Consider the following 26,879-nt stretch of genomic DNA (forward strand, 5'->3'; position numbering starts at 1 on the left):
CAGCGGCGCCATTTGCCGGATACAAGCTCATACTGAGATCGCGCCGCCTTTTCTCATCATGTAGATATCCATGATCCAACCATTCCGGTCCCGCTCGCGCGCGCGCAGCGCCGCGATATGGGGACCGGTCCGGTCCAGCGGCCCGGCGGCAAGCACCTCCTGTTTCATGCCGAGATAGGCGCCCCACCAGATATGGACGCCATCGGGAGCCAGCGTCTCAAACGCGCATCCTTCGTCCAGCATCACGGCTACGCTGTCCGCTCCGTCCGGCCACCCATGCGTCCGCAGCAACCGCCCTGTCGTGATGATGACCGGCGCACCCAGATTGTTGAGAGGAATGGCGTGGGCGGCGGTGAGCGCCTGGAGGCTGGTGATGCCCGGCACGACCTGTACCCGCCCGATCGCCAGGCCCGCGCGTTGCAGCCGCTGCGCGATGCGCAGGCTGCTGTCATATAGCGAAGGATCGCCCCAGACGAGCAGCGCCAGCCTGCCGCCATGGGGAAGATGGACCGCGATCTGATCCGTCCAGGCCCGCGCGATGGCATCATGCCAGTCGTTGACACCGCCCAGATAATCGCCGGACGCATCCCGCACCGGCAGGTCGAACTCCACCACCCGCACCGGCTGGGTCAGCACGGCCGTACAGATGGTGCGGCGCAGATCGATGAGATCGGACTTGGCGCTTCCCTTGCGGGGCAGGAGTATGAGGTCGGCCTCATTCATCGCCCGCATAGCCTGAACCGTTAGATGATCGGGATTGCCGGTGCCGATGCCGATGAGATGGAGATCGATCATTCCTCGCTCGCGATCATGTGGAAGAAGGTGCCGCTCACCGCGCCGCGCCGCGATCCGGTTTCAGCGATGACCGCGCCGTCCGCGTCGGTCACGCGCATCAACGGCGGATCATGCTGCTCGACGATGGTGGAATAGTGAAATTCGTGCCCGCGCAGCCGCGTCCCGGCTGGCAGGTCTGACAGTCCGGACAGCAATTCCGCCCGGCGGTAGCCGAGGTGCAACCTGCGCTGGGCATGACTGGTTACAAGGCCCAGCAAGCCCGCCATGCGGTGCGCGGTGCCGTCCCGATCGATCAACGCATCGCCCAGCACCATATAGCCCCCGCATTCGCCATGGACGGGGCGGTTGGCCGCATGGCGGCGGAGGCCGGTCAGAAAACGGTCGGCGGACGCGATCGTCCCAGCATGGAGTTCCGGATAGCCGCCTGGCAGCCAGACAAGATCGGCGTCGGCAGCGGGCGCCTCATCCGCCAGCGGGGAAAAGGGCATGATCTGCGCGCCCGCGCGCCGCCAGCCTTCCAGAAGGTGCGGATAGAGGAAGGAAAAGGCGACATCCTGCGCGATTGCCATGCGCTGCGCGGGCGGACGGGGCAGTCGCCCGCCGGCTGACCCCGCCAGCGCATTGGACCGTGCAGCATCGCGGATCGCGGCAAGGTCCACCCGCTCGCGCAACAAGGCGGCATAGGATGCGATGGCCTCGTCAAGGCGGGGATGTTCCTGTGCCTGCACCAACCCCAGATGCCGTTCAGGCAGGGCAAGATCCTCGCGCCTCGGCAGCGCACCGAAGACGCGAATCCCCGCCGCCTCCAGCCCCGCACGCGCCAATCGTTCGTGCCGGGGACTGGCCACCCGGTTGAGGATCACGCCCGCAAGGACCACATCCGGATCGAAGCGGCTGAACCCCAATGCGACGGCGGCGGCCGACTGCGTCTGCCCCGACACATCGAGTATCAGCAATATCGGCCATCCCGTGCGACGCGCGATATCGGCACTGGCGCCATGACCGGCGCTCCCCCGGCTCACCGCGCCGTCGAACAGCCCCATCGCTCCCTCGGCCAACGCCAGGTCGGCGCCGCCTGCCTCCGCCGCGATGGTGTCGATCATGGCCGCGTCCATCGTCCAGCTATCGAGATTGAAGGAGGCCCGCCCGCAGGCCGCACGGTGGAAAGCGGGATCGATATAATCCGGCCCGCATTTGAACGGCTGAACCACCACGCCATCTTCGCTCAGCGCGCGCAACAGGCCCAGCGTGACCATGGTCTTGCCCGCGCCCGACGCAGGAGCCGAAACGAGGATGCCCGACGGGCTCATTCCGACGACCCGGCGTAACGCGATCCGGCCTGTTGCGGCCGGAACCGCCGGTCATAATCCTGCGCATAGAGGCTGCTTTCGGAGAAGTCCTTCGCCGCCAACGTCCGCCCGACGAGGATGATGGCCGTGCGCTCCATGCTGCCCGCCACCGAAGCCTCTATGGTCGCGAGAGTCGCGCGCACGATCCGCTGGTCGGGCCAGCTTGCGCGCCACACCACGGCGACCGGGCAATCGGCACCATAGGCCGGGCTGAGGTCCGCCACCACCTGGGCCAGATTATGGATCGACAGATGGACGGCAAGGGTTGCGCCCGTCACGGCGAAATTCACAAGGCTTTCGGCGGGCGGCATCGTGCTGGCCCGGCCCGGCGTACGGGTCAGCACCAGGGACTGCGCGAGGGCAGGCAGCGTCAGTTCCACCTCCAGCGCGGCGGCGGCGGCTGCAAAGGCCGGTACGCCGGGCGTCACGGTAAAGGGGATGTCCATGGTGCGCAGGCGGCGGATCTGCTCGCCCATCGCCGACCAGACGGAAAGGTCGCCCGAATGCAGCCTTGCCACATCCTGCCCGGCGGCATGAGCGGCGGCGATCTCCGTCATGATCGCATCAAGATCCAGCGGCGCGCTGTTCACGATGCGTGCACCCGGCGGGCAATGGTCGAGCACCGCCGCCGGGATCAGCGATCCGGCATAAAGACAGACGGGACTGGCCGCGATCAGGTCTCGCCCGCGCAATGTCAGAAGGTCGGGCGCACCCGGTCCGGCACCGATGAAATGAACGGTCATGTCGATGTTCCTTGCGCGATGGCGCATGTCGCCATGCGATCCGGTGAAATGCTGCGCGGCCCCAGCAGTCTTGCGTCATCGATCCCGGCGGCTGCAAGGGCGCACGCCTCCGCCACGCTGCCCGTACCCCTTGCAGCCTTGGCCGCGAGGGATTGGGTCAGGGTGGGAAAGCCGATCACGCGCGCCGGCGCGACAAGAACCAGCGGCAGCGCCAGCAGGGACGCCAGCTCCACAAGGCCCTGCGCCTTATCCTCCAGGGTTGCGAGATGGGTGACTGGCTGCCCACCGGTGCGCGCCTGTTCGAGCGCGGCGCGCAGAGAAGCCGTTGTCGCCCCTGCACGGAAACCGAAACCGGCGACGATCACAGCGTGACGCTCCACTGAACCACCGGATAGCGGGAACGCCAGCCATGGCGACTGCCCAGCGGCACGGCGTCGGCCAGTTCGATGCGCAGCAGGCTACCGCCCCGTCGTGCATGCCAGTGGGCGAGCAGGCTTTCGGATTCCAGCGTCACCGCATTGGCGACCAGCCGCGTTCCGGAAGGCAGACGGTCGTCCAGCCTGTCGAGCAGATCCGGCGATAGTCCGCCGCCGATGAAGACAGCCTGCGGCACCGGACCGCTGGGCAGGACATCCGGAACCCGGCCAGTCAGGATTTCCAGACGATCCACACCCAGCGCAAGCGCATTGGCCCGTGCGCGGGCGGCGCGGGCCATATCGGCTTCGACGGCGCAGGCTTTGTTGGCAGGATGGGCCAACAACCATTCGATGGCGATCGAACCCGATCCCGCACCCAGATCCCACAGCAATTCCCCGGCACGCGGCGCGAGAGCCGACAGCGTCAGCGCACGCACCGGCCCCTTGGTGATCTGGCCGTCGTGATCGAACAATATGTCAGGCCGTCCGCTGGTCGTCGGGATCACCATACCATCCCCCAGCACGTCGATCCCCACCGTCACCGGATGGGCGATGTCGGCAGGGGTCATCGCCCCCGCCTCCACACTGCGCAGGCGTTCGTCCGGACCGCCCAGGCTTTCCATCACATGCAGGCGGGAGGGACCAAAGCCCGTCTCCACCAGATAGGCGGCCAGCATTGCCACAGCCTGCCCGTCACGCAACAATGCCAAAATGCGCTGACCCGGCGACAGATGCGGGCGCAATCGATCTAGCGGCGCGGCATGAAGGCCAAGGCAGCTAATATCCTGTATCGCCCAGCCTAAACGGGCCGCAGCCAGCCCAAAGGTGGAGGGCGCGGGATGAGCGACCCATTCATCCGGCTCTAGGCGGCGCGTAATGCTCGTCCCCGCTCCAAACCAGAAGGGATCGCCGGACGCCAGCACCACCACCCTGGCGCCGCGATGCGCGAGCAATCGGTCGATCCCGTCCGCAAAGGGCACTGGCCATTCGATGATATTGCAGCTAATCCTGGGCAACAGCGCAAGGTGCCGGGCCGGTCCCATGACCAACTCCGCCGCCGCCAGCGCCGTCCGGCTCGCTACGGACAGTCCGTCCATGCCATCTTCGCCGATGCCGATAATCGTCAACCAGCGCCGAGTCTTGCCCATTTCCATGTCCGAAACGTCAGCCACGCCGAACATCCTCCTGCTGGGCGGCACGACCGAGGCCAGCACGCTCGCCCGCCTGCTGGCGGAACGCGGCATGACGGCGACGTTCAGCTATGCCGGACGTACGGAAAATCCCCGACCGCAACCCCTGCCCCTCCGCATCGGCGGCTTTGGCGGGGTGAGGGGCCTGGTCGATTATCTGCGCGCGCACCGCTTCACCCATCTGGTAGACGCGACCCACCCCTTTGCCGCAACGATGAGCGCCCATGCGGTGGAGGCAGCACGGGCGACCGGCATCGCCCATGTAGCGCTGACGCGGGCGCCCTGGTCCCCCACGTCCGGCGACCGCTGGACCCATGTGCTGGACATCCCCGCCGCCGTGGCGGCGCTTGCCGGACCGGCCCGCAGGGTCATGCTGGCGCTCGGCCGCCAGCATGTGGAGGCCTTCGCCGCCCAGCCGCAGCATCATTATGTCCTGCGCTTCGTCGATGCGCCGGACATGCCACCCGCCCTGCCCGACCATCGGCTGATCGTCGATCGCGGTCCCTACACCGTGGAGGGGGACAGTCGCCTGATCCAGGACCATGCCGTCGATATCATTGTGAGCAAGAATTCGGGCGGCGACGGCGCGGCGGCGAAGCTGGCGGCGGCGCGGCAACTGGACCTGCCCGTGCTTATGATCGACCGTCCGGCGCTGCCCGATCGCACCGAATTCTACCGGCCGGAAGATGTGCTGGACTGGATCGGTCATGGCACCTCGCCTGTGGCGCAACGGGGCGTATAGAGGATCGGTCCCCTGGACCGTTCGATGATGCGGGTACGGCTGGACCCGACAATGACCATGGTCCGCATGTCCGCCATCTCCGCCTGCGCCTGACCGAGCGGGACGATATGCAGTTCCTCTTCCACCGTCGTCACGGCACGGGCAAAGAGAATCGGGCGATCGTCGCCGCAGACCTCGCGCAGCACTGCCAGCGCCCGCTCAAAACCTTCCGGCCGGGCCTTCGATCGCGGATTGTAGAAGGCCATGGCGAAATCCGCCTCGGCCGCCAGCCGCAGCCGCTTTTCGATCATCGGCCAGGGTTTCAGATTATCCGACAGGTTGATCGCGCAGAAATCATGGCCCAGCGGCGCACCGGCACGCGCGGCGGCGGCCAGCATCGCGGTGATCCCCGGCAAGATCCGCACGTCAAGGTCACGCCAGTCCGCCGGGCCTGCCTCCAGCGCCTCGAACAGGGCGGACGCCATGGCAAAAACGCCCGGATCGCCCGACGAGACGACAACCACCCGCCGCCCCTGCATTGCCAGCTCGAATGCGTGCCTCGCCCGGTCCAGCTCCAGCCGATTATCGGAAGGATGCAGGGTCAGTCCCGCACGCGGGGCAATCCGGGCGACATAGGGAATATAGCCGATCACATCCGTCGCCTCGGACAGCAAAGCGTACACCTCTGGCGTAATCAGCTTCTCATCCCCTGGCCCCAGGCCCGCAACAGCGACCCAGCCGTTCATGGCCGCCGCCCCTGACCGTGGATCAGCAGGATGGAGAAATAGGGCGTGACAGTGTCGACATCCGCCAACGGCGTGACGCGCTGCCCCGGCATGGCAGCGTGCTCCACCAGCCAGGCGGCGTCTGCCCGCCCGGCGGCGATCACCGCACGGCGCAGCTTGGGCAGGTGGCGGCCTATCTTCATAACGACCAGAGCGTCGGTGTCGCGGATGCGCCGGACCAGTTCTTCCTCCGGCAACGTGGCCATGGCGACCGTCAGAACATCATCGCCCCAGGTGATCGGCAGGCCCGTCGCGTTCCACGCACCCGCCATGCCCATGATGCCGGGCACCACCGTCACCGGGGCTATTCCCGACAGGCGGCTGTGCAGATGCATGAAGGAGCCATAGAAAAAGGGATCGCCCTCACAAAGGACCACCACATCCTCGCCTGTGCGCGCCACCGCCAACAACCGGTCTGTACAATGGGCGTAAAAGGCGGAAAGGCATTCATTATAACGCGGATCGGACAGCGGAATTTCGGTCGTCACGGGATATTCCATGGGCAACTCGACGGCATCCGCGCGCAACAGACCCTCGGCGATGCGCCGCGCCTGCCCCGGACGGCCGGCCTTGCGGAAATAGGCGACATGCCGCGCCCCACGAACCAGCCGGTCGGCGCGGACACTGAGCAGGTCCGGCGCACCGGGACCAAGGCCGACGCCATGGATCACACCCATTTGCTCCAAATCGCTCATTCGACGCAGCTCGCCAGCGCGTTGACGGCCGCCACCGTGATCGCGCTGCCCCCCAGCCGCCCTTCGACGATGCAACAGGGCACCGGCGGTTCCCGCCAGAGCGCTTCCTTGGATTCCGCCGCGCCGATGAAGCCGACCGGGCAACCGATAATCGCCGCTGGGCGGGGACAGTCGGGGTCTTCCAGCATGTTCAGCAGATGGAACAGTGCGGTCGGTGCATTGCCGATGGCAATCAGCGCCCCGGCGAGATGCGGGCGCCAAAGTTCCAGCGCGGCGGCGGAACGGGTGTTGCCCATCATCCGCGCCATTTCCGGCACGGCTTCATCATTCAGCGTACAGAGCACGGCATTGCCGACGGGGAGGCGCGCGCGCGTGATCCCTTCCGACACCATGCGCGCATCGCACAGGATCGGCGCGCCCTGTGCCAGCGCCTGCCGCGCGCCAACCGCAAAGCCGGGAGAAAAGCGAATATGCCGGGCGAGGTCGACCATCCCGGCCGCATGGATCATACGGACCGCGACAGGTTCCTCCTCCGCAGCAAAGCGGGCGAAATCGGCCTCGGCGCGAATGGTGGCGAAGGACTGGCGATAGATCGCCGCACCGTCCCTCTCATAATCATGGGGCATCAGGAGGCTCCGAAATGGGCTAGGACGTCGGCGGCGGAAAGGCCGGCCTTAACGGGTTCGGTTCCGGCGCGCGCGTCGAAGGACAGGCCATAGCGTCCATCGCGTCCGGTCAGGACCACGTCGGCAGGAGAAGAAGTAGCGCAGCCCTTGGCGCAGCCGGAGACGTGCAGGCGTCCCGTCACATGGGGCGCAAGGCGGCGGGCCAAATTGCGCGTTTCCACGCTGGCCTGCGGGCAATCGGGAGAGCCTGGACAGGCGTCGATGCGCAGCAACCGCTCAGCCGGATCGCTCGACAGGCCGGGATAGTCGGCGGGGGCGCCTTCGCCCTCAACAAGAAGGATACGCCAGGGGGTGATACGCACACCCTGCCCGCCTTGCCCATCCATCATACGCGCGAAGGTGTCCGCATTCAGGCGGCCGAACGCCACACCATAGGCCGCTCCTCGGTCCCAGCGTCCGGGGACCAAGGGCGGCAAAGAAGGGGCGGGCTTGTCCGTGCCCGCCGCCCATATGGGCAGCGGCTTATCATGCCGGGCCATGCGTCCCGCCTGCGCTCCGCCGCTTGCCGCGAACCAGTGGGCGAGCGCGATCAGGGCGTCCACTTCCCGATGCCGTTCCACAACCACCCCGTTCGTCCGGCCGTCCGCGCGCAGCATGATGGCGCCGTCCACTGTTCGTTCGAGCCGGAAGTCCCCCGGCTTACCGGTGAGGACGGGCGCTGGGCCAGTATCGATGACAAATCCGACCTTGTCCGGCAGTTCCGGCAGTTCCGGCAGTTCGTCCAACCGTTCGAGCAATTCGCAGCCGATGCGATGGCTGGCGTCATCGTCCTGCCAATCCGGCGCGATCAGGATATTGCGCACGCCTTCACGGTCGGCATCGCTATCGACCAGGTCGAGGTCCAGCAGGCATTCGAGCAGCTTGGGCCATGTCGCCTCGCTCACGCCCCGGATTTGGAGGTTGGCGCGGCGTGTCACATCGATCTGGCCATTGCCGTGGGCGATCGCTGCCGCGCACAGGCCAGCAACCTCGGCCTGTGTCAGGCGGCCCAGGCGCGGCTTCACCCGCATCAGCAATCCGTCGCCCGCCATCATCGGGCGCCAGGCGTTTGGGCACCAGCCCCTGACCGCCCCCTTGCCCCTGCCTTCGCCGTCCCGGCCCACATAGCTTCTCCGCGCGCCCGGACGCAAAATGGCGGGGCTTGCCGGCATCACCGGTCGACGCGCAACGGCGGGCAGGCGCGACAGGCACCCGTCACCACGCGACCGTGCAGCCCCAGCCGCACAGCTTCGTCGCCCAGACGGAGAAGGACCGTGCCATGACCAACCCCTGGGTCAGGGCAAGAGCGACCACGGCACCGGCCGGTCTCCTGGCTCGCGGGTCATGGCTTGATGCACACCTTCCCGGCCCGGCGATCCGCCTGCCCAGTGGTTGCCCCCAAGGGGCCGATGCATCGCACTATCCGCTCACAGTTGCAGGGACAGCCGCGGAATTGGGAGCAAGGCCCCCGCACCGCATTCCCGATTATGCCCCTTGCGGAGCACCGGTGCGTTCATGGAATGCCCGGATCGCTCCAAAGGCATCACAGCTCCACTAGTCGAAACTCACGGTCGAGCCAAGCTGGGACTGTTGGTTGAGATGGTGGGCCTGGCCTTTGCGCCCGTTCCCTCCTCTCTTCAGCGCGAATAGCCGCCGCCAGCCGATCACCATGCCGCTCACGGAAATGGCCACACCGGCAATGGACAGGAACCAGATCAAGACGTGCCGCATGACCGGCCAGATGAGCAGCCAAGGCAGGTCCAGGCTGTGCAACGCGTTGAACAGCCAACGATAAGAGCGACCCCCAGCCCCCAACTGCCCGAGCAACGCCCCGGTCGCCGGATCGATGTGCAACCATGTGCGCGCGGGATCGACAAACTTCAGGCGCAGGATCGGTAGAGGCCGACTGTCATCCCGCGGGTCCCCGGTCGAATACCAATATCGATCCGGCTGTTCCAACCGCTCGACACCGACCAGCCGGGCACCCGGCATCGCATTGCGCGCCATGGCCAGGATGCGTGGCTGGTCAAGTATGATGGGTCGGCCATTCCGTCCATCCAGCAGTTCGGCCGGTTGCGGCCCCCAAATGGTGATGATGGGCAGGCCGCCCAGATAGGCGAACCGTATTTCTCTGGCATCGTGCCCGCGCCGAAGAAATATGGCGGGGTCAATGGCCGGAAAGACAGGTTGGGCGCGGGCGTAAAGGCGCGGCACGTCCGCCTGCCCCTTGTCGCGCAGGCCGCCCCATGGGCTCATCGACAGCCAGCCGCTGAACACCCAACCCACAAGGAACAGGCCGCCCAACAGCCCGACGACATGATGCCACTTCATCCAGCCGCGATAGGGACTGACGGAACCTGACTTGTACCGCCGGTTCAGGCGGACACGCAGCACGCCGATCCAGAAACCTGCCACCGCGCCGAACATGGCGACGCCCGATATCCACAGAACGGTCTGGCGCCACGGTTCCTGGAACAGGCGCAGCGCTTCGAAATAGATCCAGTGCGGCACTGCGCCCAGCCAGTTCCAGAAACGCTCATGGGCGGTCGTATTCTGCACGACCTCGCCGGTTCGCTGGCTGACATAGATGTCGGTGGTGGCCCGATCGGCAAGCCGGACCCGCCAGAATGGCGCCATCGCCTTATAGGCGCGGGTAACGACCCATTGGTCATGATCCACCGGGTCGATCGACTGCACCGGTGCGCCGACCAGTACAGATGCGATCGCACCGGCGCGGCGCGCGTCGACAGCCTGAATTTCCCTGCCGGACCGCGCGGATATAGCGCGCCGGCCGTCCTTCATGACAAAGCGGTAGACCGGTTCGCCCCCCGTCATCCCAAGCCGCATTTCATTGGGAAATTCCGCTTCACCCAGGGTGGCGAGCGCCTGGTCAGGACCGACCCGGACCTGACGCCAGTCGATTGGCGCTGCGGTCGCCACCCTTTCCGATGCGCGGAAGGAGGGGAAGGAGACGTAGAGCATGACCAGTCCCGACAGGAACCAGATGGCGAAAAACAGGCACAGGACGATGCCTGTCCAGCGATGGAAGATGTAAAGCCAGCGCTTCATCGCCTTCCACGGGATGGCGGGGGCGAGGACCGATGGTCCTCGCCGCGTCGCTCGCGCGAGATCAGAAGCCGACATGGAGCGTTGCCTCCACCGTGCGCGGATCGCCCAGCACCCATTGCGAAGTGCCATAGGTGGCACGGGCATAGGTTTCGTTGAAGATGTTGCGCAGACGCAGCGCGACGCTCGCGCCCTCGACGAACTGCCAGCGCAATCCGATGTCGGTCAGTGTATAGGCGGGCACGATGCGGGTGTTTGCCGCATCCTGATAGCGCTTGCCGACATAGCTGACGCCGCCATCGGCAACCCAGCCCTTGGCGAACTCCCAGCTCACAAAGGCATTGGCGGTCCTTGCCGCCACATTGGTCGGCCGATTGCCGTCGCGTTGGAACAGAATGCCACCCACGGATTCCGCGAAATCATCATAGCGCGCGCGCAGTATTGCACCGTTCAGCGTGACGCTGAGATGGTCGACAGGCTCCAGGGACAGCGAGGCTTCGATGCCCCTGGACGATTGCTGTCCCACCTGCACCTGGATGGTCGGGATCAGCGGATCGGAGGTCAGCAGCCTTCGCTTGACGATATCATAAACGGCCAAGGTCCACTGGCCGCGCGTCCCCCAGAAGACATGCTTGATCCCGGCCTCATATTGCCGGCCGGTGGACAGATCGAACGCGCTCTGGGCGAGACTGGTGGAAACCAGCGCACCCACCGGATCAGCGGCGGTCGCATATTGGCCGTAGAGCGCCAGGTTTGGAACGGGGTTATAGACCGCGCCGACGCGCCAGGTGACGGCATCCGGCGTGGCGGTGAAGTTGTTGGCTGCATTCACATGGTCGGTCTTGGTGATTTCCGGTCGATCGTAACGCAGGCCACCCACCAGCGAGAATTGCTCGCTGAACTTCAGCCGATCCTCCGCGAAAATCGAATATTGCCGAATGCGGTTGGTATAGCGCGGCTTTGTCGGCGCGCTCGCCTGATGGATGAAGAGGCCCGGCACCGGATCGACGGCATCGACCAGCCGGGTCGCGTTATTGCCGCTGTTGCTGACATTCCTGTAGCTGATCCGGTTGATGTCGAAGCCCAGGACCAACTGATTTTCCAGGCCGCCAATCTCCTGCGTCAGATTTGCGGTGGTGCGGTTCCCGGTCTGTTTCTGGATATGGTAGAGATCAAGAAAGCTCGACTGCCGCACCTGTGCCGGGCTGCTGGCGGTCGCTGGAATGTAAGTCAGATTCTCCGCATTCTTCCAATATTTATTGGCCCATAGATGATAGACGGTGCTGCGGATGATGAGCGCATCGGATGGCGTCCATTCCACCTTCGCCTGGCTCCAATTGTCGCGGAAGCGCAGATTGGCGTCCGTGACATTGTAATTGTTGCGGCGAAGCGACCGGTCGAGCTTGCCGTTGACCAGCGGTACGCCGAACCAGATACGCGGACTTTGGCTGCTATAATCATGCGATAGGGTGAAGCTGAGATTTTCGGCCGGTTTCAGCCGGATCGATCCCGCAAGAGCCAGCGCATGGGAATCGCCGCGATCCATCCATCCTTCGGACCGGCGATAGCTGGCGTCGGTGCGAAAGCTGACTCCATCGGTGATGGGTCCACCCGCGCCCGCCGCGACATTCAGGCTGTCATAGGAGGCGATGCCGATACGGCCACTGACCTCCATCTCATCGGACGGCTGCTTGCGCACCACGTTGACCGCACCGCCGATCGCACCCTCGCCATAGAGGACCGAGGCAGGGCCCCGCAAAATCTCCACGCTCTGCGCCATCCACGGGTCGGCCGGGAAGGTCAGCGTGTTATTGTACATGCGCATCCCGTCATAGAGGGTCATCACCGAATTCTGGCCGGTGAAGCCGCGCGCCGAGAGACCATAACCGAACACGCCGGAGGTATTGACGATCCCGGTCGCGCGGGCGGCAGCATCCTGAACGGTCAGATCGCCGCGCAGACGAATTGCATCCCCGTCCAGCGTTTCAACGCTGGCGGGCATTTCCAGTGGTGTCAGGCCAAGACGGCTGGCACCCTCTGTCTTCAGGTTGAAGCGGAGCGTATCGACCGCGCCCGTGACGACGATCGCGGCATTTTCAGCCTCTGCGTCAGGTTGTGCATAAGCGATAACAGACGCAGCAAGAGTGAAGACCGCAACCGCAGCCGATGTGAACTTCAACATTATCTTCCCCCGTCGGCGTCGCACGACATCTGGACGGGGGCGTGCCGTTCACGAACGGTCGGCAGCCGGCGTCGGCCGGACGCCAGGGGCGACCGATACACGGCTTTCCGATGCGGCCCCAGCCGCTCGTTCGTCGCTCAAACGGAGTTCACCGTGCCACGGCCACACCCTGGACCAAGGCAAGAGCGACCAGACACCGGCAGGTCTCCTGGCTCATGGGTCATCACTTGATATACGGCCTTCCCAGGCCTTCGCTGAATTTAGCATCCGGCCCAGTGGCTGGCGGCTCGGGCGCAATGCCGTCCGCACATGTATATCGCGCTCGCCACTTACAGTTGCAGGGGCAGCTATGGATTAAGGCCCCGAAAGGCCCGCACCATATTCCCTTTTCATCCCCGTCTCCGGGGAACCGACGCGATCTTCGCCCCACCCGCACCTCAAAGGCGCAAGAAGGACAAGGCTCCTTATAATTCCGGTTTCGCACAGGCAAGCGCTATCCAGCGACATCCGCCTCGCGATGCTGCGCCCGGTTTCCCGTACGATATCCTATATGTCCGGGGTCCGGCCCCTAGGGCCGATCGACATTCACAGTCTTAGGCGCTTCCTACGCCGTCATGCCGGACTTGATCCGGCATGACGTTGAAAATGAGGCCGAGGCTTCAGCTTTAATCTGAATCTCGATCCGCCCTAATGTTGACGACAGGCGCGTTGTCGTGGCCGGTTCAGCATGGTGACGGCTATCCAGCCCAGACCCAAAGGGAGCAGGCACAGGCCGACGACTATCGGCAGCATATGTTCCACGCCGAACCCCCACCGCATGGCTTCCGACCCGGCGAAATAGCCCGGCGCCAGGAGCGCTGGAATCCATAGCAGCGCGGAAAGGATATTCGCAGCCTGGAACGGTATCTGCGGCATTTTCAGAACACCCGCGACCAGGGGAATGGTCGCACGGAGAGGCCCCAGAAATCGTCCCAGCAGCACCGAGATGAAGCCATATCGCCGAAAGGCCAGCCGCGCCCGCGCCAGTGCCAGACGATGGCCTTTCAGCCAGCGATGCCGATAAATGGCTGGCCCAAGGGCACGACCCAGCATGTAGGAGAGCCAGTCCCCCAATATCGCGCCGGCGAGCGCGCCGACAAGGATCGGCGCAGGATCGATCAGTCCCGCCCCGATCAGTCCGCCGACGGCGATCATGGTTGCAATGGCAGGAATGAAAAGGCCGATGACGACCATCGATTCGAGAAAGGCAAGAACGCCCACGATCAGGCCCGCCCAGCCAGCATATCGCGTAATGGTGTCGAGAATGAATTCGGACATTTGTGACATGTTACGCCAAAAATAATGTGGGCCGGGTCGTTTCCCACATGAAGGGAGACGGGCTTTTGGTCAACAGCGCCAGCGAGAGGTTGTTCTTAACGGCGCCGACAGACAAGCGACACGATCTTGCGGGATGACCGCCCAATAATGCTTGCCTCCCGTTGCGCGTTCCCTAATCCAGATCGGCCGGAAGCGTCAGTATGACGAGCAAGCCAACACCATCCTGTCGATTGTCCAACTGGATCATGCCACCGGCCAGGGCCATGGCCTTGACCGCGATGGAAAGGCCAAGGCCGCTACCTGGCGACGCCGATGTGCCACGCTCAAAGCGACGAAGCAGGCGATCGCGATCTGCCGCCTCAACGCCATGGCCCCGATCGCCGATGGTCAGGACAAGGCGGTCCATGCTGCGCATAATCGCAATATCGACTTGCCCGCCAGAGCGAGCGTGCCGCGTCGCATTGTCAATCACGGCCGACAAGGCGATCTTGAGCGATGCCGCATCGCACCGCCAGCGCACGATATGGTCTGGCGTTACAGTGAACTCCATTGCATCGGGCGGAAGGTTCATGACCGTTTCGGCCACCACCTCCGCCACCAGGGCGTGCACATCGACCGATCGCCTGGACACCGTCGTCGCATTCAGGCGCGCCATCACAAGCATCCCATCGACAAGGTCGTTGGCCCGGTCCACCACCTTAATCAACCGGCTGATGTCGTCGTTCGGGAGCGTCGGGGCGGTCCTGCTCAATAGCTGCGCCTGCGCCCTGATTGCCGCGAGAGGCGTGCGCAGTTCATGGGCGACATCGTCGGTGAATGCCTGCTCCTGTTCATAAGCCTCACCCAGCCGCGCAAACAGCTTGTTGAGCGCCACGATCAGCGGTTCAAGCTCGCTCGACCAATCCATGGGCGCGAGCGGTGTCAGGTCGGCCAATGAACGGTCATAAAGCGTGGACGTCAGCCGATTGACTTCGGACAGACTCCTCCGCAGCGTCCACCAGAGCATGAACATGCCCGCCGCCAGCAGCATCAGCAGCGGCAGCGCCAGTTGGCGCAGCACGGGAACGATCGAAAATTCCCTTATGCTGTGCCGTTCGGCAACGACGATCAGCAATTTGCGATCATGTCCCGGCAACCCATAGCTGCGCCAATGATCGCCGACGGCCGTAAAATCATGCAACCCCTGCTGGCGCGGGATGAGGCTTACCGGTGCGCCCCAGCCTGACTGCGCGACCACCTTGCCATCCCAGAACACCGCGAACATGCACCAGTCATAGGAGGCCTGGAACGCATTCCTTTCCTCAGCCGATAGCAACGGATCATCGGCATCTGACAGATGTTTTCCATGCGCAGTCAGGATGCCGGCCGCCAGTTCGTCCTGCATCATCATGTAGAGCAGGCGCGATGCGTTCACGAGCTGGGCATCGGATGCGCGGGCAATTTCGCGACTGGCAACGGTATAGAGGATAGCCCCCATCGCCAGGCCAGTCAGGGCCAGCAGCAACAGGACGCGCCTGTAGAGCCGGGTTGAAAGCGAGGAGCGCCTCATGTTTCCTGACCGCCGACCATATAGCCAAGCCCGCGCGCGGTCCGGATGAAGTCACGCCCCAATTTCCGCCGGAGGGATGAAATGGCGACCTCTACCGTATTCGATTCCACCCATTGATCCTGGTCGTATAATTCCCCCTCCAGATCCGCCTTGGAAACGAAGCGCCGGTTGCGCCGCATGAGCAGCGTCAGCAGCCGATACTCCTTGGCCGTGAGAGACACCGGATCGCCTTTGACGGTCACGATATGGCCGGCAAAGTCGAGCGTGACATCGCCCACGCTCATACTGTCGTCCTGACGCCGGTCCTTGCGCCGCAGTTGGGAGCGGATGCGGGCAGCCAGTTCTTCCAGCTCGACCGGCTTGACCACATAGTCGTCGGCGCCGGCATCCAGCCCCGCGACCCGATGCTGGGTACGATCAAGGGCGGTGATGATGATGACGGGCGTCGCATTCCGCTGCGAGCGAAGTTGCCGCAATATCTCGATACCCGATATGCGCGGCAGGCCGATGTCGAGCAGAATGACGTCATAGCTGCTCACGCTGGTCGCCGCCATCACCTCATCGCCATGGGTGTAAAGATCGACGACATAGCCATCCAGCTCCAGCGCCCGTCTCATCGCCGGACCCAGATCAGCGTCGTCTTCCGCAACCAATATACGGGGCAATGCGCAGCTCCACGCGTGAATGACCGGCCCTCGCCAAAGGTTGGAATAGGTCAGCGAACGGAGGGCGTCAAATCCGCACACAGATCATTCTGCGTGACGACGGCCCGTCATCAGCTTCGCATCAGCTTCGCGATCTAAAGCTCCGCCACGGACCGGTTTGCGGTCGCCTCTCCACAGGCATCGCATTTCGAGTCGGTGACAGAAACGGCTGACATTATTATGACAATCTACACTCCATCGCGCGAAATGACTCCCCTTCCATCGCGCAAGATCGCTTTCACCCAAGCCCTGCCCCGATCCCGCACCAGCCTTGCGCCATGCGTGGCCCTGATCGGCTGTGACGGATCCGGCAAATCGACCCTGGCGCGCGATCTGGTCGCGCTGCTCGATCGCCAAACCCCTACGCGGTCCATGTATCTGGGCCTGGGCACCGGCGATCTGGGTCGGCGGATCGCCGACATTCCGTTGATCGGCCGCATCGCAGAGCGTTTCCTGTCCGGGAAAGCCAAGAAGGCACATGACGGCCCCAAAAAGCGCCTGCCGGGACTGGCCACGGCGCTGGTGATGTTCGGATTCTCGCTCGCGCGCTATCATCGCTTCCGCAAGGCCCTGGGATATCGCGCGCACGGCATCCAGATGATAACCGACCGCTACCCCCAGGCAGAGATATCGGGGAGCTTTGATGGTCCAGGTCTGTCATGGACCCGCAAAGGGTCCACGCTGGTGGAGGCCATCGCATCGCGCGAGCGATCGCTGTACACCGGCATGGCAGCCTATCAGCCCACGGTCGTCGTCCGCCTGAATGTCGATGTCGATACGGCGTTGTCCCGGAAGGCGGATCACCAGCGGGACATGCTAGAGCGCAAGCTGGCGGTGGTGCCTACCTTGTCTTTCGGTGGCGCGAACATCGTCGATATCGATGCGACCCGCCCTTATGAGGAGGTGCTCGAAACCGTTCTAGCCGTGCTGCGGCGACACGGACTGGTCAGCTAGTGGAGCAAATCTTGCCGCCCCTGATCGCCGTCGTTGGTTGCGACGGCTCCGGCAAATCGACCGTGACGCAGGCGCTACAGGTCTGGATGAGCGAATGCGGCTCCACCCGCATCTGCCATCTGGGCAAGCAGTCCGGCAATATCGGCCGCAGGATCGCGCGGCTGCCGTTGCTGGGCCGGCGACTGGACAAGTCGATCCACGCGAAGGCGCAGAAAGCACAAGCCGGTCAGGGGCCGGGGCTGATGGCGGCGCTGGTGATCTATCTGTTTTCAATGCGCCGGGTATATCGTTTCCATCGCATGATGCGCCTGCGCCGGGAAGGTTATGCAATCATCGCCGATCGTTTTCCACAGGTCGGGATTCCGGGTCCGATGGATGGGTTGGGCCTTGCCAATGCCCGTCAGTCAGGGCTGATCGGCATGATCGCGCGATCGGAACGGCAACGCTATGAAGCCATGGTCGCCAACAAGCCTGACCTTGTGCTGCGCCTCAACGTATCGTTGGACGTCGCAGTCGCGCGGAAGCCCGATCATCGCTTCTCCTCACTCGCGCGCAAGATAGCGGATGTGCCGCGCCTGACATTCGAAGGCGCGCCCATCGTTGAACTCGACGCTGAACAGCCGCTGGAACAGGTGCTGGCCCAGGCGAAGGCCGCCATCGGTGATCGCTTCCCGATGATGGCGGCGATAGAAGCAGCGCCTTCGAGGGCCGCGTGATGAAAAGCGTGACGATGAAACACTGGTTCTCTGATGGCGTATTCCGGACGATCGTCCGCAATGCCTCCTATCTGGGGTCGGGCAAGCTGCTGGGTGCGTTGCTTGGCTTGATCGCGCTGGCCTGCGCTGGCCGTGGCATGACGCCCGCCCTATTCGGTACGCTGGTGTTGATCCATTCCTACGCCAATGGTGTCGGCGCGCTGGCGAAGTTTCAGACCTGGCAGTTCATCGTGCGCTATGGCGCGCCCGCCCTGGCCCGCGGCGACGAGAATGAATTGCGGGATGTCACGGGTTTTGCCTTTGGGCTGGACCTTGCCAGCGGCCTGGCCGGAATGGCCGGTGGCATCATCCTGCTGCCGCTCCTCGCGCAATGGGTGGGCATCGGCCACGACGATATCGGCCTGGCGCTTCTCTACTGCACGCTGATCCCAACGATGACAGCCGCCACGCCAACCGGCATATTGCGCGTGCTCGACCGTTTCGACCAGATCGCAGTGCAGCAGATCGTGACGCCCCTGCTGCGCGCGATCGGCGCGATCATCGCCTATTTCGGACATTTCGGTTTTCCCGGCTTCGTGCTGACCTGGTACGTCGCCGACCTGGCCGGAGACCTGTGCCTATGGTTCATGGCCGTGCAGGAACTGCGTCGCAGAAATATTCGCCATGCGTTGCGCCCCGGTCTGTTTGGCCCGGCCAGCCGACTGAAGGGAGCCTGGGACTTCGTGTGGACGACCAACATCGCCCATTCGATCTGGGCGGCGTGGGGTCCGGTCAGCAACCTGATCGTCGGCGCCATGCTGGGGCCGGCCAGCGCAGGGCTGTTCAAGATTGCGGCGACCTTCTTCGATTCCGCCAGCAAGCCCGCCGACCTTCTGTCGCGCAGCTTTTATCCTGAGATCATGCGCCTTGACCCGACCAGTCGCCACCCCTGGCAACTCGCCATTCGCAGCGCCATCATTTCCGGAGGCATGGGTTTTGCGATCCTGCTTCTGGTCATGTTGGGCGGTGCGCCGTTGATCGGCCTAGTCTTTGGCCAGCGTTATATAGAAGCCTATGATCTGTTGCAGCTCATGACCGTGTCGTTGATCGTCAGCATGGCCAGCTTCCCGCTCGAATCCCTGCTCTACATGGCCGGACGCCAGCGGGCCGCACTGGTGGCCGAAGGGGCCGCTGCGCTGGGCTATGCCGTGCTGCTGTTCGTTCTCATCCATATGTTCGGCATTGCCGGCGCGGGCCTGGCCTATGTCGCAGGGGTCAGTCTAAAGACGCTGACCATGCTGATGCCGACCATCTGGGCCTATCGCGACCGCGGCAGCCTTTCGCATATCATGACCAGGGAGGCGCATGGATGACCACGGCCACACCATCCCAGCCGACCATCTTCTCCGCCGACATTCTCGATGCGATGTTCCAGGCCGTGGAGATAGACGATGTGGTCGATCCCGTCGTCTGCCTGCCAAGCCCTATCCCGGTCGATTGCACCCAGGACGACATGCGCCGATGCCTGGACCTGTGCCGCCAATTCTGGCGGGAGGGGGCCATCCGCGCGGACATGCGCGACCTGACCGGTACGCTGCTGCTCACCGGCGAATTATCGCAAGACGCCCGTGTCCGCTACAAGCATATCCGCGCGCGCTACAAGCATCTACGCTTTGCCCTGGTGCTCTACGGTACGCGGCACAGGCCACCATTGCTGTTCGCCTGGACGGTTGCGACCATGGGGCATTTGCAGGATGCGTTTCGTCATCGGCAGCGTCTGGCCGTGTTAGGTTACGGCCTGATCCTGCGCCTGTTCCTAAGCTGGCCGTTGTGGATCGCCGTCCAGCGCGAGGTGCAGACGGTTCGACTTGACGATCCACAGGGGTTTCTCGCCTTCCGCAAAGCGGAATTTAGTCGCTTGAGAACATGGCTTCGGGCCGGCTCGCTGACCAGCCACAGATTCCATGCGATGCGCAAGATCATCAGCCGGCAGGTATCGTTCTACGACACCATGCGCACGCTGAAACCCGACGACCAGATGTATCGCATGTCGCGGTTCCTAAGTGCCATCAACGGCCTGATGGGCAGTATGCATGACGATCTTGTGGAGCAGGCAGGCACCGGGCATCGCAATTATCATCGTGATCTGGTCCCGCTGCCTACGGATATCCGACAACGGCTAGAGGCGATAACGGCGCACTATCCCGCTTAGGCCAGGATCGGGCGGAGGACGCGGCCAGGAATCTTTATTCGATGAACTCGGTTCCTGTCCATCAGGGCATGTCATCTAAAAGCCTATCTTCTCCTCAACATGCCGTTCCACATCCGCGCGGGTGATCCAGAGCGTGCGGAACTTCTTGTCGGCCAGTAGCTGCAACTGATCGCTATTATGCCGTGATCCCGGCTGACTGCTGTTGCCGTAGCTCATCAGGCCGACCGCCTTCATCGGCGTGCTAAATTCGACCATCGACACCCAGGTCTCGCCATGGACAGGTGTGCGCTCGCCATTCTTCATCGGACTCCAGGTGATCGTCCGGAACACGCCGGTATTGCCGAAGCCGCCATTGGCGGGCACGCTGACGTCGCCAATGTGGAAGCGCGATACCTCCCCATAGGGGCGGTCGACCGCGCCATAAAGGTCCTTCGTTCTGGCGATGGCCTGCTTCAGTAGGGTGACGGCGGCGACCGGGTCCTTCAGGCCGCGCGGCGTTTCCAGCGGATCGTCCAGCGTCCATTTGACGGCATAGTTGGACTGGTCTGTGAAGTTTTTCGGAGAGAAGAGCAATGCCCAGGTTTCGAACAACAGGGCTGCGCGGCTGTCCGGTTCGAAACGATGGTCCCAGCCCCTGAGCAGCGTCACGGCGGTCTGTACATCGGCATCGGTGGAGCCAGCGGCCGCAGCCAGCAGGTCGGGCAATATCCGTTCCGCCATCAGCGATGTCGTCGTCAACTTGCGCGCGATAAAATCGTCGAAGCCGATCTTGTCGGTCTTCGTCATCAGCTTGACCGACATCTGCGCGCGCTGGCTCATCGGCCCGACGGGCGCGACATAGGCGGGGAAGGCCTTGGGATCGAGTATGCGCGGCCAGGTGGCCAGCCATGGCGGGTCGTTGGCGTTCTGGACGAAGCCGCTGGCGGGATCGAGCACCTTGGGCATGTCGTCATAGCTGTGGACATCCTTCCACAGCGTCGCCGACGTATCGCCCGGCACCGGCGCCGACCAATATTTGAGGTCGCCGCCCGCATGTTTGGGCAGCAGGCCATTGTCGAGATAGAGGATATGTCCCGCGCGGTCGGCATAGATGATGTTGAACATCACCACCTGCATCTTGCGCAACGCCTTTTCGAACCCGGTCCAGTCATGCGCCTTGCCCATGTCCAGATATTGTTCCAGCACGCCCGGCCGATCCAGCCCGGCCACCTTGAGCGCGATGCTGGTCTTGCCGTCCGGCAGGGTGAAGACGGGACCGTGGACCGTGCTCTTCTGCACGAAGCTGACCGTCTTCACCGATCCATCGGCCTGTTTCACCCTGTAGCTTTTCGTGACCGACTTGAACGGCAGAATCTTGCCGTCGAAGCGATAGCCGTCGCCCTCCAGCGCGAGCTTGTAGCTGGTGAAGCCTTGCATGGTGTTGACGGTGTTGGTGAAGCCCAGATCATTGTTGAAGCCGAAGCGCAACACCGGCAGGCCGACCTGGGTCGCGCCATAGATGGCAAGGCCCGGCGAATTGATCTGCGCTTCATAATAAGTGAGCTGGCTGGGCGCCCAGGGCAGATGCGGATTGGCGAGCAGCATCGCCTTGCCGCTGGCTGAGCGGGAGGGCGCGACCGCCCAGGCGTTGGACCCGCCCGCTTCGTTGATCGACGGGTCGGCCAGCACCTTCCGGTCGGACGCGATATAGCCGAAGTTCATCAACCGCTGCGCATGGGCGATGATGTCGACGCCGGACAGTGGCAGCACGACCTTGACCTCCGGCGCGATCCTGTCGGGATGCGCGGCCGCATAGGCGTTCACGCCAGCGGCGAAGGCATCCAGATTTTTCCGCATCTGCGGCGTCTGCTGCTTGAACCACAGGATGGACCGTTCGGGCACGTCGTTGGCGACGAGCCATTTGTCCTGCGCCTCATATTTCTCGCCCCAATATTCCGCGGCACGGGCGCGGCTCTCACCATATATGCGCAACAGCAGATCGCCGTGGCTTTGGGCCTGGGCATAGCCGAAGCCGTAAAAGCCACCTTCTTCCGTCCTGGCGTAGATATGCGGCACGCCGAAGCTGTCCCACAATATCTCGCCGCCGCCCCATTTGGTCGAGGGAGCGGCGACCGAGGCCGTCATCGCCGTGGATGCGGCAAGCGCCGCCAGCCAGATCGTCATATGGCGCATCGCCAGCATCTCCTGTCATTGCAGAAGATGCGCCACCCCCTTGACGTGGAGGCGACGCATCATGGGTCATGGATTAGAAATTCAGCCCGACGCGGGCATAATAGAAACCGCCGGTAAAGCCGATCGGCGAGGTGCCGGGATAGGCGCCCTGCCCCAGCGTCGCGCTGATCTGGCCGGTCTCGTCGGGATAGACGTTGAAGATGTTGTTGGCGCCCACCGCCACATTGACCAGCGGCGTCACCTGCCAGTTCGCTTCAAGGTCCGTGATCCACTTTGCGCCATAGCTGCGGTCGTTCGGATAGGTGGTGACGCCACCGCTGGTGACGCCGTTCTGGTAGGATTTGAAGCCACCAAAGCGGGTCAGACGCGATGACAGGGTGAAGTCGCCCATGGTGGCAAGGTTGCTGATCGACAGCTTCGTGCGCGGCAGATTGTTGGTCATGTTGCTGCGACGCGCGCGATCGAACAGGACATAGTCGCTGCCCAGCGCGGCGAGTTCGGGCGGATTGTCGATGATGTGGGTGATCTTGGTCTTGTTGTAGTTGAAGCCCAGGTTCCACTGCATGTTCACCGTGTCGAACAGGCCATGCTTGTAGGATGCGACGACGTCGATGCCGCGGGTGCGGGTATCGATCGCGTTGGTATAATATTGTGCCGACAGAGTGTTCGCCTGCGATGCGGGAATACCGCTGGCGATCAGGATGTTCGATATCGCCGTGCCCGTCAGCGTGCTGGTGATGGTGATGCGATCATCGACGTCGATCTGATAGGCGTCGATCGTCAGGTTGAAGTTCGGCAAGGGCGTCAGCACCACGCCGCCCGAAATGTTGAACGATTTTTCCGGCTTGAGCGGCTTGGCACCCAGCGCGACCGCTGCCGGATCGTTGACGGCAAGCGTCTTGATCTGGAGCAGGACGTTGTTGACGCCATTGACCGTGCGGAACTGGTTGGTGGTCTGGGTGTAGATTTGCTGCGCCAGCGCCGGTGCGCGGAAGCCTGTGTTCGCTGCTGCACGCAAGGCTATCCAGGGGGCGACGGCGTAGCGGCCATTGACCTTCCAGATCAGCGTATTGCCGCTGCCGTCATCATAATGTTCGAAGCGGGTAGCCGCGCCGATCGTGATGTCCTTGTTCGGATCCCATGCGACATCGCCATAGACGGCATAATTGTCACGCGACATATAGGCCGCGTCGTCCGGCTGGAAACCCGCCGAGCTTTGTGCACCCGGCGTCATGCCCGATGTGATGAAGGCGCCGACCGCATAGCTGGAGGGATCGCCTGCAAAAGTCTGATATCGTTCGTGCCGCTGCTGCGCGCCGGCCGACACCTGAAGATTGCCGCCGCCGACATCATAGCCGCGCGTGAGGTCGAGCGAGGTGACGAATTCCGATGACTTCAGCGTGCCGATGTAGAACTCAGTCGGGCTGAGCAGGCCCAGCGTCGGGTTGACCGTGCCTTCGGAAGACTGGCGGGCGCGGTTGCGGCCATAGCCGGTCGAGAAGTCCCAGTCCCAGCCCGACAATTCGCCCTTGGCGCCGACGGTGAATTCGAAATCCTCCTCGTCGATCATGACATGGGGCCGGTAGCCATTGGGGTAGATGGCCATGACGTTGTTCACGTCCTTGGGATAGCGATAGCTATACCACAGGTCCGACCGTCGCTGGCTGTAGGTGCCGAAGGCATAGAGCTGGACCCCGCCCAGATCATAGCCGGCATTGAGCGCGGTGTTGATGGCGCGCGAGGGCATGACGCCGAAGCTGGTCGTCACGATCCGCTCCGTGCCGACGGCCGCCGCATCGCGCGGGTCGAGCGCGCCGCCCACCAGTGGATAGAGGCAGGTGGTGGTAGCCGTAACCGAACAGTCGGCAAGCGGCAGGGCGCGGTTCGACATCTCCTGCTTCTTGAGGTTGACAGAGAGGTTGGCGAAGCCGCCCTCGCCCAGCTTCATGCCGAAATTCAGGTCCGCCTGATACAGCTCGCCATCCGACCGGTCGAAATTCTGCCCGGCGGTGAAATTGGCCGATCCGCCCTTCGCATCGTCCTTCAGGATGATGTTGATGACGCCAGCGATCGCATCCGAACCATATTGCGCCGCGGCGCCATCGCGCAGCACTTCGATATGATCGACCGCTGCGGTCGGGATCATGTCGAGGTCGGCGGGAACCGACCCATTGTAGAGCGTCGACACTGCGTTGATGAGCGAGGTCTTATGGCGACGCTTGCCATTGACCAGGATCAGCACCTGGTCGGGATTGAGGCCACGCAGGCCGCCCGTCGCGATGACGGTGGAGGTCGCGCCGCCCGCCCGCACCGGCAGGTTGAAGGACGGCACCAGGGTATTGAGCGCCTGGAACACGCCCGCTTTGCCGGTTCGTGTAAGATCTGCGCCGGAAATGACGTCGATCGGCGTCGGGCTGTCCGTGACGGTGCGCGCCTGACCGCGCGATCCAGTCACGACGATCGCGGGACCGACCGACTCCTCGGCACTGGTCGCGCTTGCCTGGGGAACGATGGCTGCGCCGCTGGACTGGGCGGCAAAGGCCAGCCCGGTCACGCCCAGGCTGGCGACTTCGACCGCGCGCGCCTTCGGGGCGCGAGCGCTGAGCGACAGGGCGATGACATTATTGTTCGAAAGGGTGATCTTCAGGCCCGATCCGGCGATCAACCTTTGCAGCGCGACGTCCGGCGCCATCTTGCCATTGACCGACTGGGCGTGAAGCCCGGCGACCCCATCATAGGGAAAGAGGAGCTGGATGCCCGATTGCCTGGCGAACAGGGTCAGCGCCGTCTGCATCGACTGGGCCGGGATCTTGAACTTTGCCGGTTCCGCCGCGGCGGACGATTGCGCGCTCAGCGCAACAATCGCGCCAACAGCGCACAATGATAGGTTCCGAAAATTCTGCGTCATCGTGCCCCCTGTGAAATATTTGGATTGTCAGTAGTGGATACGGAGACCGATCGCGTTTCTGCTAACGACGCTTGAAAATATCTCATTTTTGTGAAGCCGGCGCTGCGGCTATCGGATGACGGCCTGCCTCGGCACCTTACAGGGATGCATGCGTGGGAGGCGGGAAACGACAGGAAGCGGGGGGAACAGCGTGGACGTGGAATCGATCAGGGCAAGGCTGGATTGGTTCAAGCAGGCCATCCTGCCACATGAGGGTGCGTTAAGGTCGCGGTTGCGCCGTGTCGTATCCCGCAGTCAGGATGTCGACGATCTCGTCGCCGAATGCATGACCCGCGCCTATGCCAGCGGGGATATCCATCGCGCGCATAGCGGCAAGGCCTTTCTGTTCCAGATCGCGCGCAACCTCCTGATCGACGAGGCGAGGCGGGAGAAGATCGTCTCCCTGGAACTGGTGGCCGAACTCGACGTCCTCCAGGTCGATAATTCTACCGAGGAAGCGCTGCAGGCGCGCGATGAGCTGCGCCATCTCCAGGCCATCCTCGATACGCTGCCCACGCAGTGCCGTCGCGCGTTCATCCTGCGGCGGGTCCACGGGAAATCTGTCAAGGATATAGCAGAGGAGATGGAGCTGTCCGTCTTTACCGTAGACAAGCATTTGACGCGGGCAGCCGTGAAGATAATGCAGGCCATCGGGCAGTTTGAGGGTTCTGGATTTGGTTGGTCGCTACAAAAGCGCGGAGGACATTCAGGCGATCGAAGCCGAAGCGGCTCGTCTGTACCTTAAGGCGCGGACGAGCGACGCCGCAGACCAGTGGAACGAAGCCTATGCCTGGGTGGCGCAGGATCCCGCCCATGGCTTTGCCTTCGCCAAGGCGGAGGCAAGCTGGGAACTGACTGAGCGGCTTCGTGAGCTGCCCGCAGGGCGGGAAGACGAGCCGACCCCACCTGTTGTTCCTCATGATGAGGCAGATCGGGATATTGCTGCGGAAGATATCCCCGCCCCCCTGTTCGGGCGGCGGGGCTTGTTCGTGGGCCTGGCGGCTGCGGCCGCATCGATCGGCGTTGCGGCCACAGTAGCGCTGCGATTGCTGGGCACGGTCGACCATTATCGGACGGCGCTGGGGGAGACGCGCGCGGTGCGGTTGGCGGACGGTTCGCTGGTTCACCTGAATACCAACAGTTCCATCGAAGTCGCCCTGCGCGATGATATCCGCTCGATCAAATTGCTGAAGGGAGAGGCGCGTTTTGACGTGGCCCACGACACCAAGCGCCCCTTCATCGTCGATGCGGACGGAACGCTGGTTCGCGCGGTCGGCACCATGTTCAACGTGCGTCTGCGGCCCGATGTCACCGAATTGACGGTCATCGAGGGCATCGTTGCGGTCCGCAACGGCGATTCCGCTGTTCGACGGATCGAGAGCGGACGCAGCGCGGCCGTGCGCAGCGGCAGCATTGCCGTCACGCATCTGGAACCCGCCAAGATCAAGCAGCGCATCGCCTGGCAGGAGGGCATGGTCGAGTTTGAGGGCGACACGCTGGCGCAGGCGGTCGAGGAGTTCAACCGCTACCGCACCACCCCGATGGTGATCGGCGATCCGGCGATTGCCAGCCTGCGCGTCGGTGGCGCCTTCCGGCTCGATCGATCGCAGGATTTCGTCGAAGCGCTGGAAAGCGGCTTCGGCGTGCGCGCCGTACCGGGCAGCGACAATTCGATAATCCTGGTTTCCGCTGACGGCGATTAGCAGAATGTGACGAGCCGTC

23 protein-coding genes and 2 riboswitches are annotated in these 26,879 nt (G+C 63.6%); of the genes, 7 read left to right on the forward strand and 16 right to left on the reverse strand.

Features of this window, described 5'->3' with window-relative positions; translation table 11 throughout:
- Positions 1–27 precede the first annotated feature (27 nt).
- The 5 genes from cobF to cbiE are packed head-to-tail and all read right to left on the reverse strand — an operon-like array spanning position 28 to position 4,457.
- Positions 28–795: a precorrin-6A synthase (deacetylating) gene (cobF, locus tag MOK15_RS18445; protein WP_242933182.1), complete on the reverse strand. Its 768-nt coding sequence runs from the start codon at positions 793–795 to the stop codon at positions 28–30.
- A complete protein-coding gene (locus tag MOK15_RS18450; protein ID WP_242933183.1) occupies positions 792–2,105 on the reverse strand; it encodes a cobyrinate a,c-diamide synthase in 1,314 nt (437 codons plus the stop codon). Before MOK15_RS18450 ends, cobF begins: the two co-directional genes overlap by 4 nt.
- Complete coding sequence (gene cobM, locus MOK15_RS18455; protein WP_242933184.1) at positions 2,102–2,887, reverse strand: precorrin-4 C(11)-methyltransferase; 786 nt, start codon at positions 2,885–2,887, stop codon at positions 2,102–2,104. The genes MOK15_RS18450 and cobM overlap by 4 nt, the downstream gene beginning before the upstream one ends.
- Complete coding sequence (locus MOK15_RS18460) at positions 2,884–3,252, reverse strand: cobalamin biosynthesis protein (protein WP_242933782.1); 369 nt, start codon at positions 3,250–3,252, stop codon at positions 2,884–2,886. Before MOK15_RS18460 ends, cobM begins: the two co-directional genes overlap by 4 nt.
- Positions 3,249–4,457: a precorrin-6y C5,15-methyltransferase (decarboxylating) subunit CbiE gene (gene cbiE, locus MOK15_RS18465; protein WP_242933783.1), complete on the reverse strand. Its 1,209-nt coding sequence runs from the start codon at positions 4,455–4,457 to the stop codon at positions 3,249–3,251. Before cbiE ends, MOK15_RS18460 begins: the two co-directional genes overlap by 4 nt.
- On the opposite strand from cbiE, the gene MOK15_RS18470 reads away from it, so the two are divergent.
- A complete protein-coding gene (locus MOK15_RS18470) occupies positions 4,456–5,235 on the forward strand; it encodes a cobalt-precorrin-6A reductase (protein ID WP_242933185.1) in 780 nt (259 codons plus the stop codon). The two genes, cbiE and MOK15_RS18470, sit on opposite strands and share 2 nt — an antisense overlap.
- On the opposite strand, the gene cobJ is transcribed toward MOK15_RS18470, so the two are convergent.
- From cobJ to MOK15_RS18515, 9 genes are all read right to left on the reverse strand, one after another.
- A complete protein-coding gene (gene cobJ, locus MOK15_RS18475; RefSeq protein ID WP_242933186.1) occupies positions 5,199–5,960 on the reverse strand; it encodes a precorrin-3B C(17)-methyltransferase in 762 nt (253 codons plus the stop codon). The genes MOK15_RS18470 and cobJ overlap by 37 nt on opposite strands.
- Positions 5,957–6,694: a precorrin-2 C(20)-methyltransferase gene (gene cobI, locus MOK15_RS18480; RefSeq protein ID WP_242933187.1), complete on the reverse strand. Its 738-nt coding sequence runs from the start codon at positions 6,692–6,694 to the stop codon at positions 5,957–5,959. The genes cobJ and cobI overlap by 4 nt, the downstream gene beginning before the upstream one ends.
- A complete protein-coding gene (locus MOK15_RS18485; protein ID WP_242933188.1) occupies positions 6,691–7,320 on the reverse strand; it encodes a precorrin-8X methylmutase in 630 nt (209 codons plus the stop codon). Before MOK15_RS18485 ends, cobI begins: the two co-directional genes overlap by 4 nt.
- Complete coding sequence (locus tag MOK15_RS18490; RefSeq protein ID WP_242933784.1) at positions 7,320–8,414, reverse strand: cobalamin biosynthesis protein CobG; 1,095 nt, start codon at positions 8,412–8,414, stop codon at positions 7,320–7,322. The genes MOK15_RS18485 and MOK15_RS18490 overlap by 1 nt, the downstream gene beginning before the upstream one ends.
- A 247-nt stretch (positions 8,415–8,661) precedes the next feature.
- Positions 8,662–8,883, reverse strand: a riboswitch (cobalamin riboswitch).
- 30 nt (positions 8,884–8,913) lie between these two features.
- Positions 8,914–10,503, reverse strand: a complete 1,590-nt coding sequence (locus MOK15_RS18495) for a PepSY domain-containing protein (RefSeq protein WP_242933189.1) — start codon at positions 10,501–10,503, stop codon at positions 8,914–8,916.
- Positions 10,490–12,607: a TonB-dependent receptor gene (locus MOK15_RS18500; protein ID WP_242933190.1), complete on the reverse strand. Its 2,118-nt coding sequence runs from the start codon at positions 12,605–12,607 to the stop codon at positions 10,490–10,492. Before MOK15_RS18500 ends, MOK15_RS18495 begins: the two co-directional genes overlap by 14 nt.
- 180 nt (positions 12,608–12,787) lie before the next feature.
- Positions 12,788–13,036, reverse strand: a riboswitch (cobalamin riboswitch).
- 258 nt (positions 13,037–13,294) lie between these two features.
- Complete coding sequence (locus MOK15_RS18505; protein ID WP_242933191.1) at positions 13,295–13,924, reverse strand: DedA family protein; 630 nt, start codon at positions 13,922–13,924, stop codon at positions 13,295–13,297.
- A gap of 172 nt (positions 13,925–14,096) precedes the next feature.
- On the reverse strand, positions 14,097–15,473 hold the full coding sequence (locus MOK15_RS18510) for a HAMP domain-containing sensor histidine kinase (protein WP_242933192.1): 1,377 nt from the start codon (positions 15,471–15,473) through the stop codon (positions 14,097–14,099).
- Positions 15,470–16,219, reverse strand: coding sequence for a response regulator transcription factor (locus MOK15_RS18515; RefSeq protein ID WP_347567233.1), 750 nt, complete (start codon positions 16,217–16,219; stop codon positions 15,470–15,472). Before MOK15_RS18515 ends, MOK15_RS18510 begins: the two co-directional genes overlap by 4 nt.
- A 165-nt stretch (positions 16,220–16,384) precedes the next feature.
- Here MOK15_RS18515 and MOK15_RS18520 point away from each other — a divergent pair, with 165 nt between their 5' ends.
- The 4 genes from MOK15_RS18520 to MOK15_RS18535 are packed head-to-tail and all read left to right on the forward strand — an operon-like array spanning position 16,385 to position 20,038.
- A complete protein-coding gene (locus tag MOK15_RS18520; RefSeq protein WP_242933194.1) occupies positions 16,385–17,131 on the forward strand; it encodes a hypothetical protein in 747 nt (248 codons plus the stop codon).
- Between the two features lie 11 nt (positions 17,132–17,142).
- Positions 17,143–17,847 (forward strand): nucleoside triphosphate hydrolase, encoded by a 705-nt coding sequence (locus MOK15_RS18525; RefSeq protein ID WP_242933195.1) that lies wholly within the window; start codon positions 17,143–17,145, stop codon positions 17,845–17,847.
- Positions 17,848–17,861: 14 nt separating this feature from the next.
- Positions 17,862–19,199, forward strand: a complete 1,338-nt coding sequence (locus MOK15_RS18530; RefSeq protein WP_242933196.1) for a lipopolysaccharide biosynthesis protein — start codon at positions 17,862–17,864, stop codon at positions 19,197–19,199.
- Positions 19,196–20,038, forward strand: coding sequence for a hypothetical protein (locus MOK15_RS18535; RefSeq protein ID WP_242933197.1), 843 nt, complete (start codon positions 19,196–19,198; stop codon positions 20,036–20,038). Before MOK15_RS18530 ends, MOK15_RS18535 begins: the two co-directional genes overlap by 4 nt.
- A 75-nt stretch (positions 20,039–20,113) precedes the next feature.
- Here MOK15_RS18535 and MOK15_RS18540 read toward each other — a convergent pair whose 3' ends face one another.
- Positions 20,114–22,210, reverse strand: coding sequence for an acylase (locus MOK15_RS18540; RefSeq protein ID WP_242933198.1), 2,097 nt, complete (start codon positions 22,208–22,210; stop codon positions 20,114–20,116).
- A gap of 73 nt (positions 22,211–22,283) precedes the next feature.
- Entirely contained in the window at positions 22,284–25,118 is a 2,835-nt protein-coding gene (locus tag MOK15_RS18545; RefSeq protein ID WP_242933199.1) for a TonB-dependent receptor, read from the reverse strand.
- A gap of 190 nt (positions 25,119–25,308) precedes the next feature.
- Here MOK15_RS18545 and MOK15_RS18550 point away from each other — a divergent pair, with 190 nt between their 5' ends.
- A complete protein-coding gene (locus MOK15_RS18550) occupies positions 25,309–25,902 on the forward strand; it encodes an RNA polymerase sigma factor (protein ID WP_242933200.1) in 594 nt (197 codons plus the stop codon).
- On the forward strand, positions 25,832–26,860 hold the full coding sequence (locus MOK15_RS18555) for a FecR domain-containing protein (RefSeq protein ID WP_242933201.1): 1,029 nt from the start codon (positions 25,832–25,834) through the stop codon (positions 26,858–26,860). The genes MOK15_RS18550 and MOK15_RS18555 overlap by 71 nt, the downstream gene beginning before the upstream one ends.
- Positions 26,861–26,879 lie beyond the last annotated feature (19 nt).

It is taken from the genome of Sphingobium sp. BYY-5, assembly GCF_022758885.1.
GTDB lineage: Bacteria > Pseudomonadota > Alphaproteobacteria > Sphingomonadales > Sphingomonadaceae > Sphingobium.

What these genes read in the sequence shown, in the direction of transcription:
- cobF (WP_242933182.1), bottom strand. Translation starts at nt 795, where the DNA reads ATGATCGATCTCCATCTCATCGGCATCGGCACCGGCAATCCCGATCAT.
- MOK15_RS18450 (WP_242933183.1), bottom strand. Translation starts at nt 2,105, where the DNA reads ATGAGCCCGTCGGGCATCCTCGTTTCGGCTCCTGCGTCGGGCGCGGGC.
- cobM (WP_242933184.1), bottom strand. Translation starts at nt 2,887, where the DNA reads ATGACCGTTCATTTCATCGGTGCCGGACCGGGTGCGCCCGACCTTCTG.
- MOK15_RS18470 (WP_242933185.1), top strand. Translation starts at nt 4,456, where the DNA reads ATGTCCGAAACGTCAGCCACGCCGAACATCCTCCTGCTGGGCGGCACG.
- cbiE (WP_242933783.1), bottom strand. Translation starts at nt 4,457, where the DNA reads ATGGAAATGGGCAAGACTCGGCGCTGGTTGACGATTATCGGCATCGGC.
- cobJ (WP_242933186.1), bottom strand. Translation starts at nt 5,960, where the DNA reads ATGAACGGCTGGGTCGCTGTTGCGGGCCTGGGGCCAGGGGATGAGAAG.
- cobI (WP_242933187.1), bottom strand. Translation starts at nt 6,694, where the DNA reads ATGAGCGATTTGGAGCAAATGGGTGTGATCCATGGCGTCGGCCTTGGT.
- MOK15_RS18485 (WP_242933188.1), bottom strand. Translation starts at nt 7,320, where the DNA reads ATGCCCCATGATTATGAGAGGGACGGTGCGGCGATCTATCGCCAGTCC.
- MOK15_RS18490 (WP_242933784.1), bottom strand. Translation starts at nt 8,414, where the DNA reads ATGATGGCGGGCGACGGATTGCTGATGCGGGTGAAGCCGCGCCTGGGC.
- MOK15_RS18495 (WP_242933189.1), bottom strand. Translation starts at nt 10,503, where the DNA reads ATGTCGGCTTCTGATCTCGCGCGAGCGACGCGGCGAGGACCATCGGTC.
- MOK15_RS18500 (WP_242933190.1), bottom strand. Translation starts at nt 12,607, where the DNA reads ATGTTGAAGTTCACATCGGCTGCGGTTGCGGTCTTCACTCTTGCTGCG.
- MOK15_RS18505 (WP_242933191.1), bottom strand. Translation starts at nt 13,924, where the DNA reads ATGTCCGAATTCATTCTCGACACCATTACGCGATATGCTGGCTGGGCG.
- MOK15_RS18510 (WP_242933192.1), bottom strand. Translation starts at nt 15,473, where the DNA reads ATGAGGCGCTCCTCGCTTTCAACCCGGCTCTACAGGCGCGTCCTGTTG.
- MOK15_RS18520 (WP_242933194.1), top strand. Translation starts at nt 16,385, where the DNA reads ATGACTCCCCTTCCATCGCGCAAGATCGCTTTCACCCAAGCCCTGCCC.
- MOK15_RS18530 (WP_242933196.1), top strand. Translation starts at nt 17,862, where the DNA reads ATGAAACACTGGTTCTCTGATGGCGTATTCCGGACGATCGTCCGCAAT.
- MOK15_RS18535 (WP_242933197.1), top strand. Translation starts at nt 19,196, where the DNA reads ATGACCACGGCCACACCATCCCAGCCGACCATCTTCTCCGCCGACATT.
- MOK15_RS18540 (WP_242933198.1), bottom strand. Translation starts at nt 22,210, where the DNA reads ATGCGCCATATGACGATCTGGCTGGCGGCGCTTGCCGCATCCACGGCG.
- MOK15_RS18545 (WP_242933199.1), bottom strand. Translation starts at nt 25,118, where the DNA reads ATGACGCAGAATTTTCGGAACCTATCATTGTGCGCTGTTGGCGCGATT.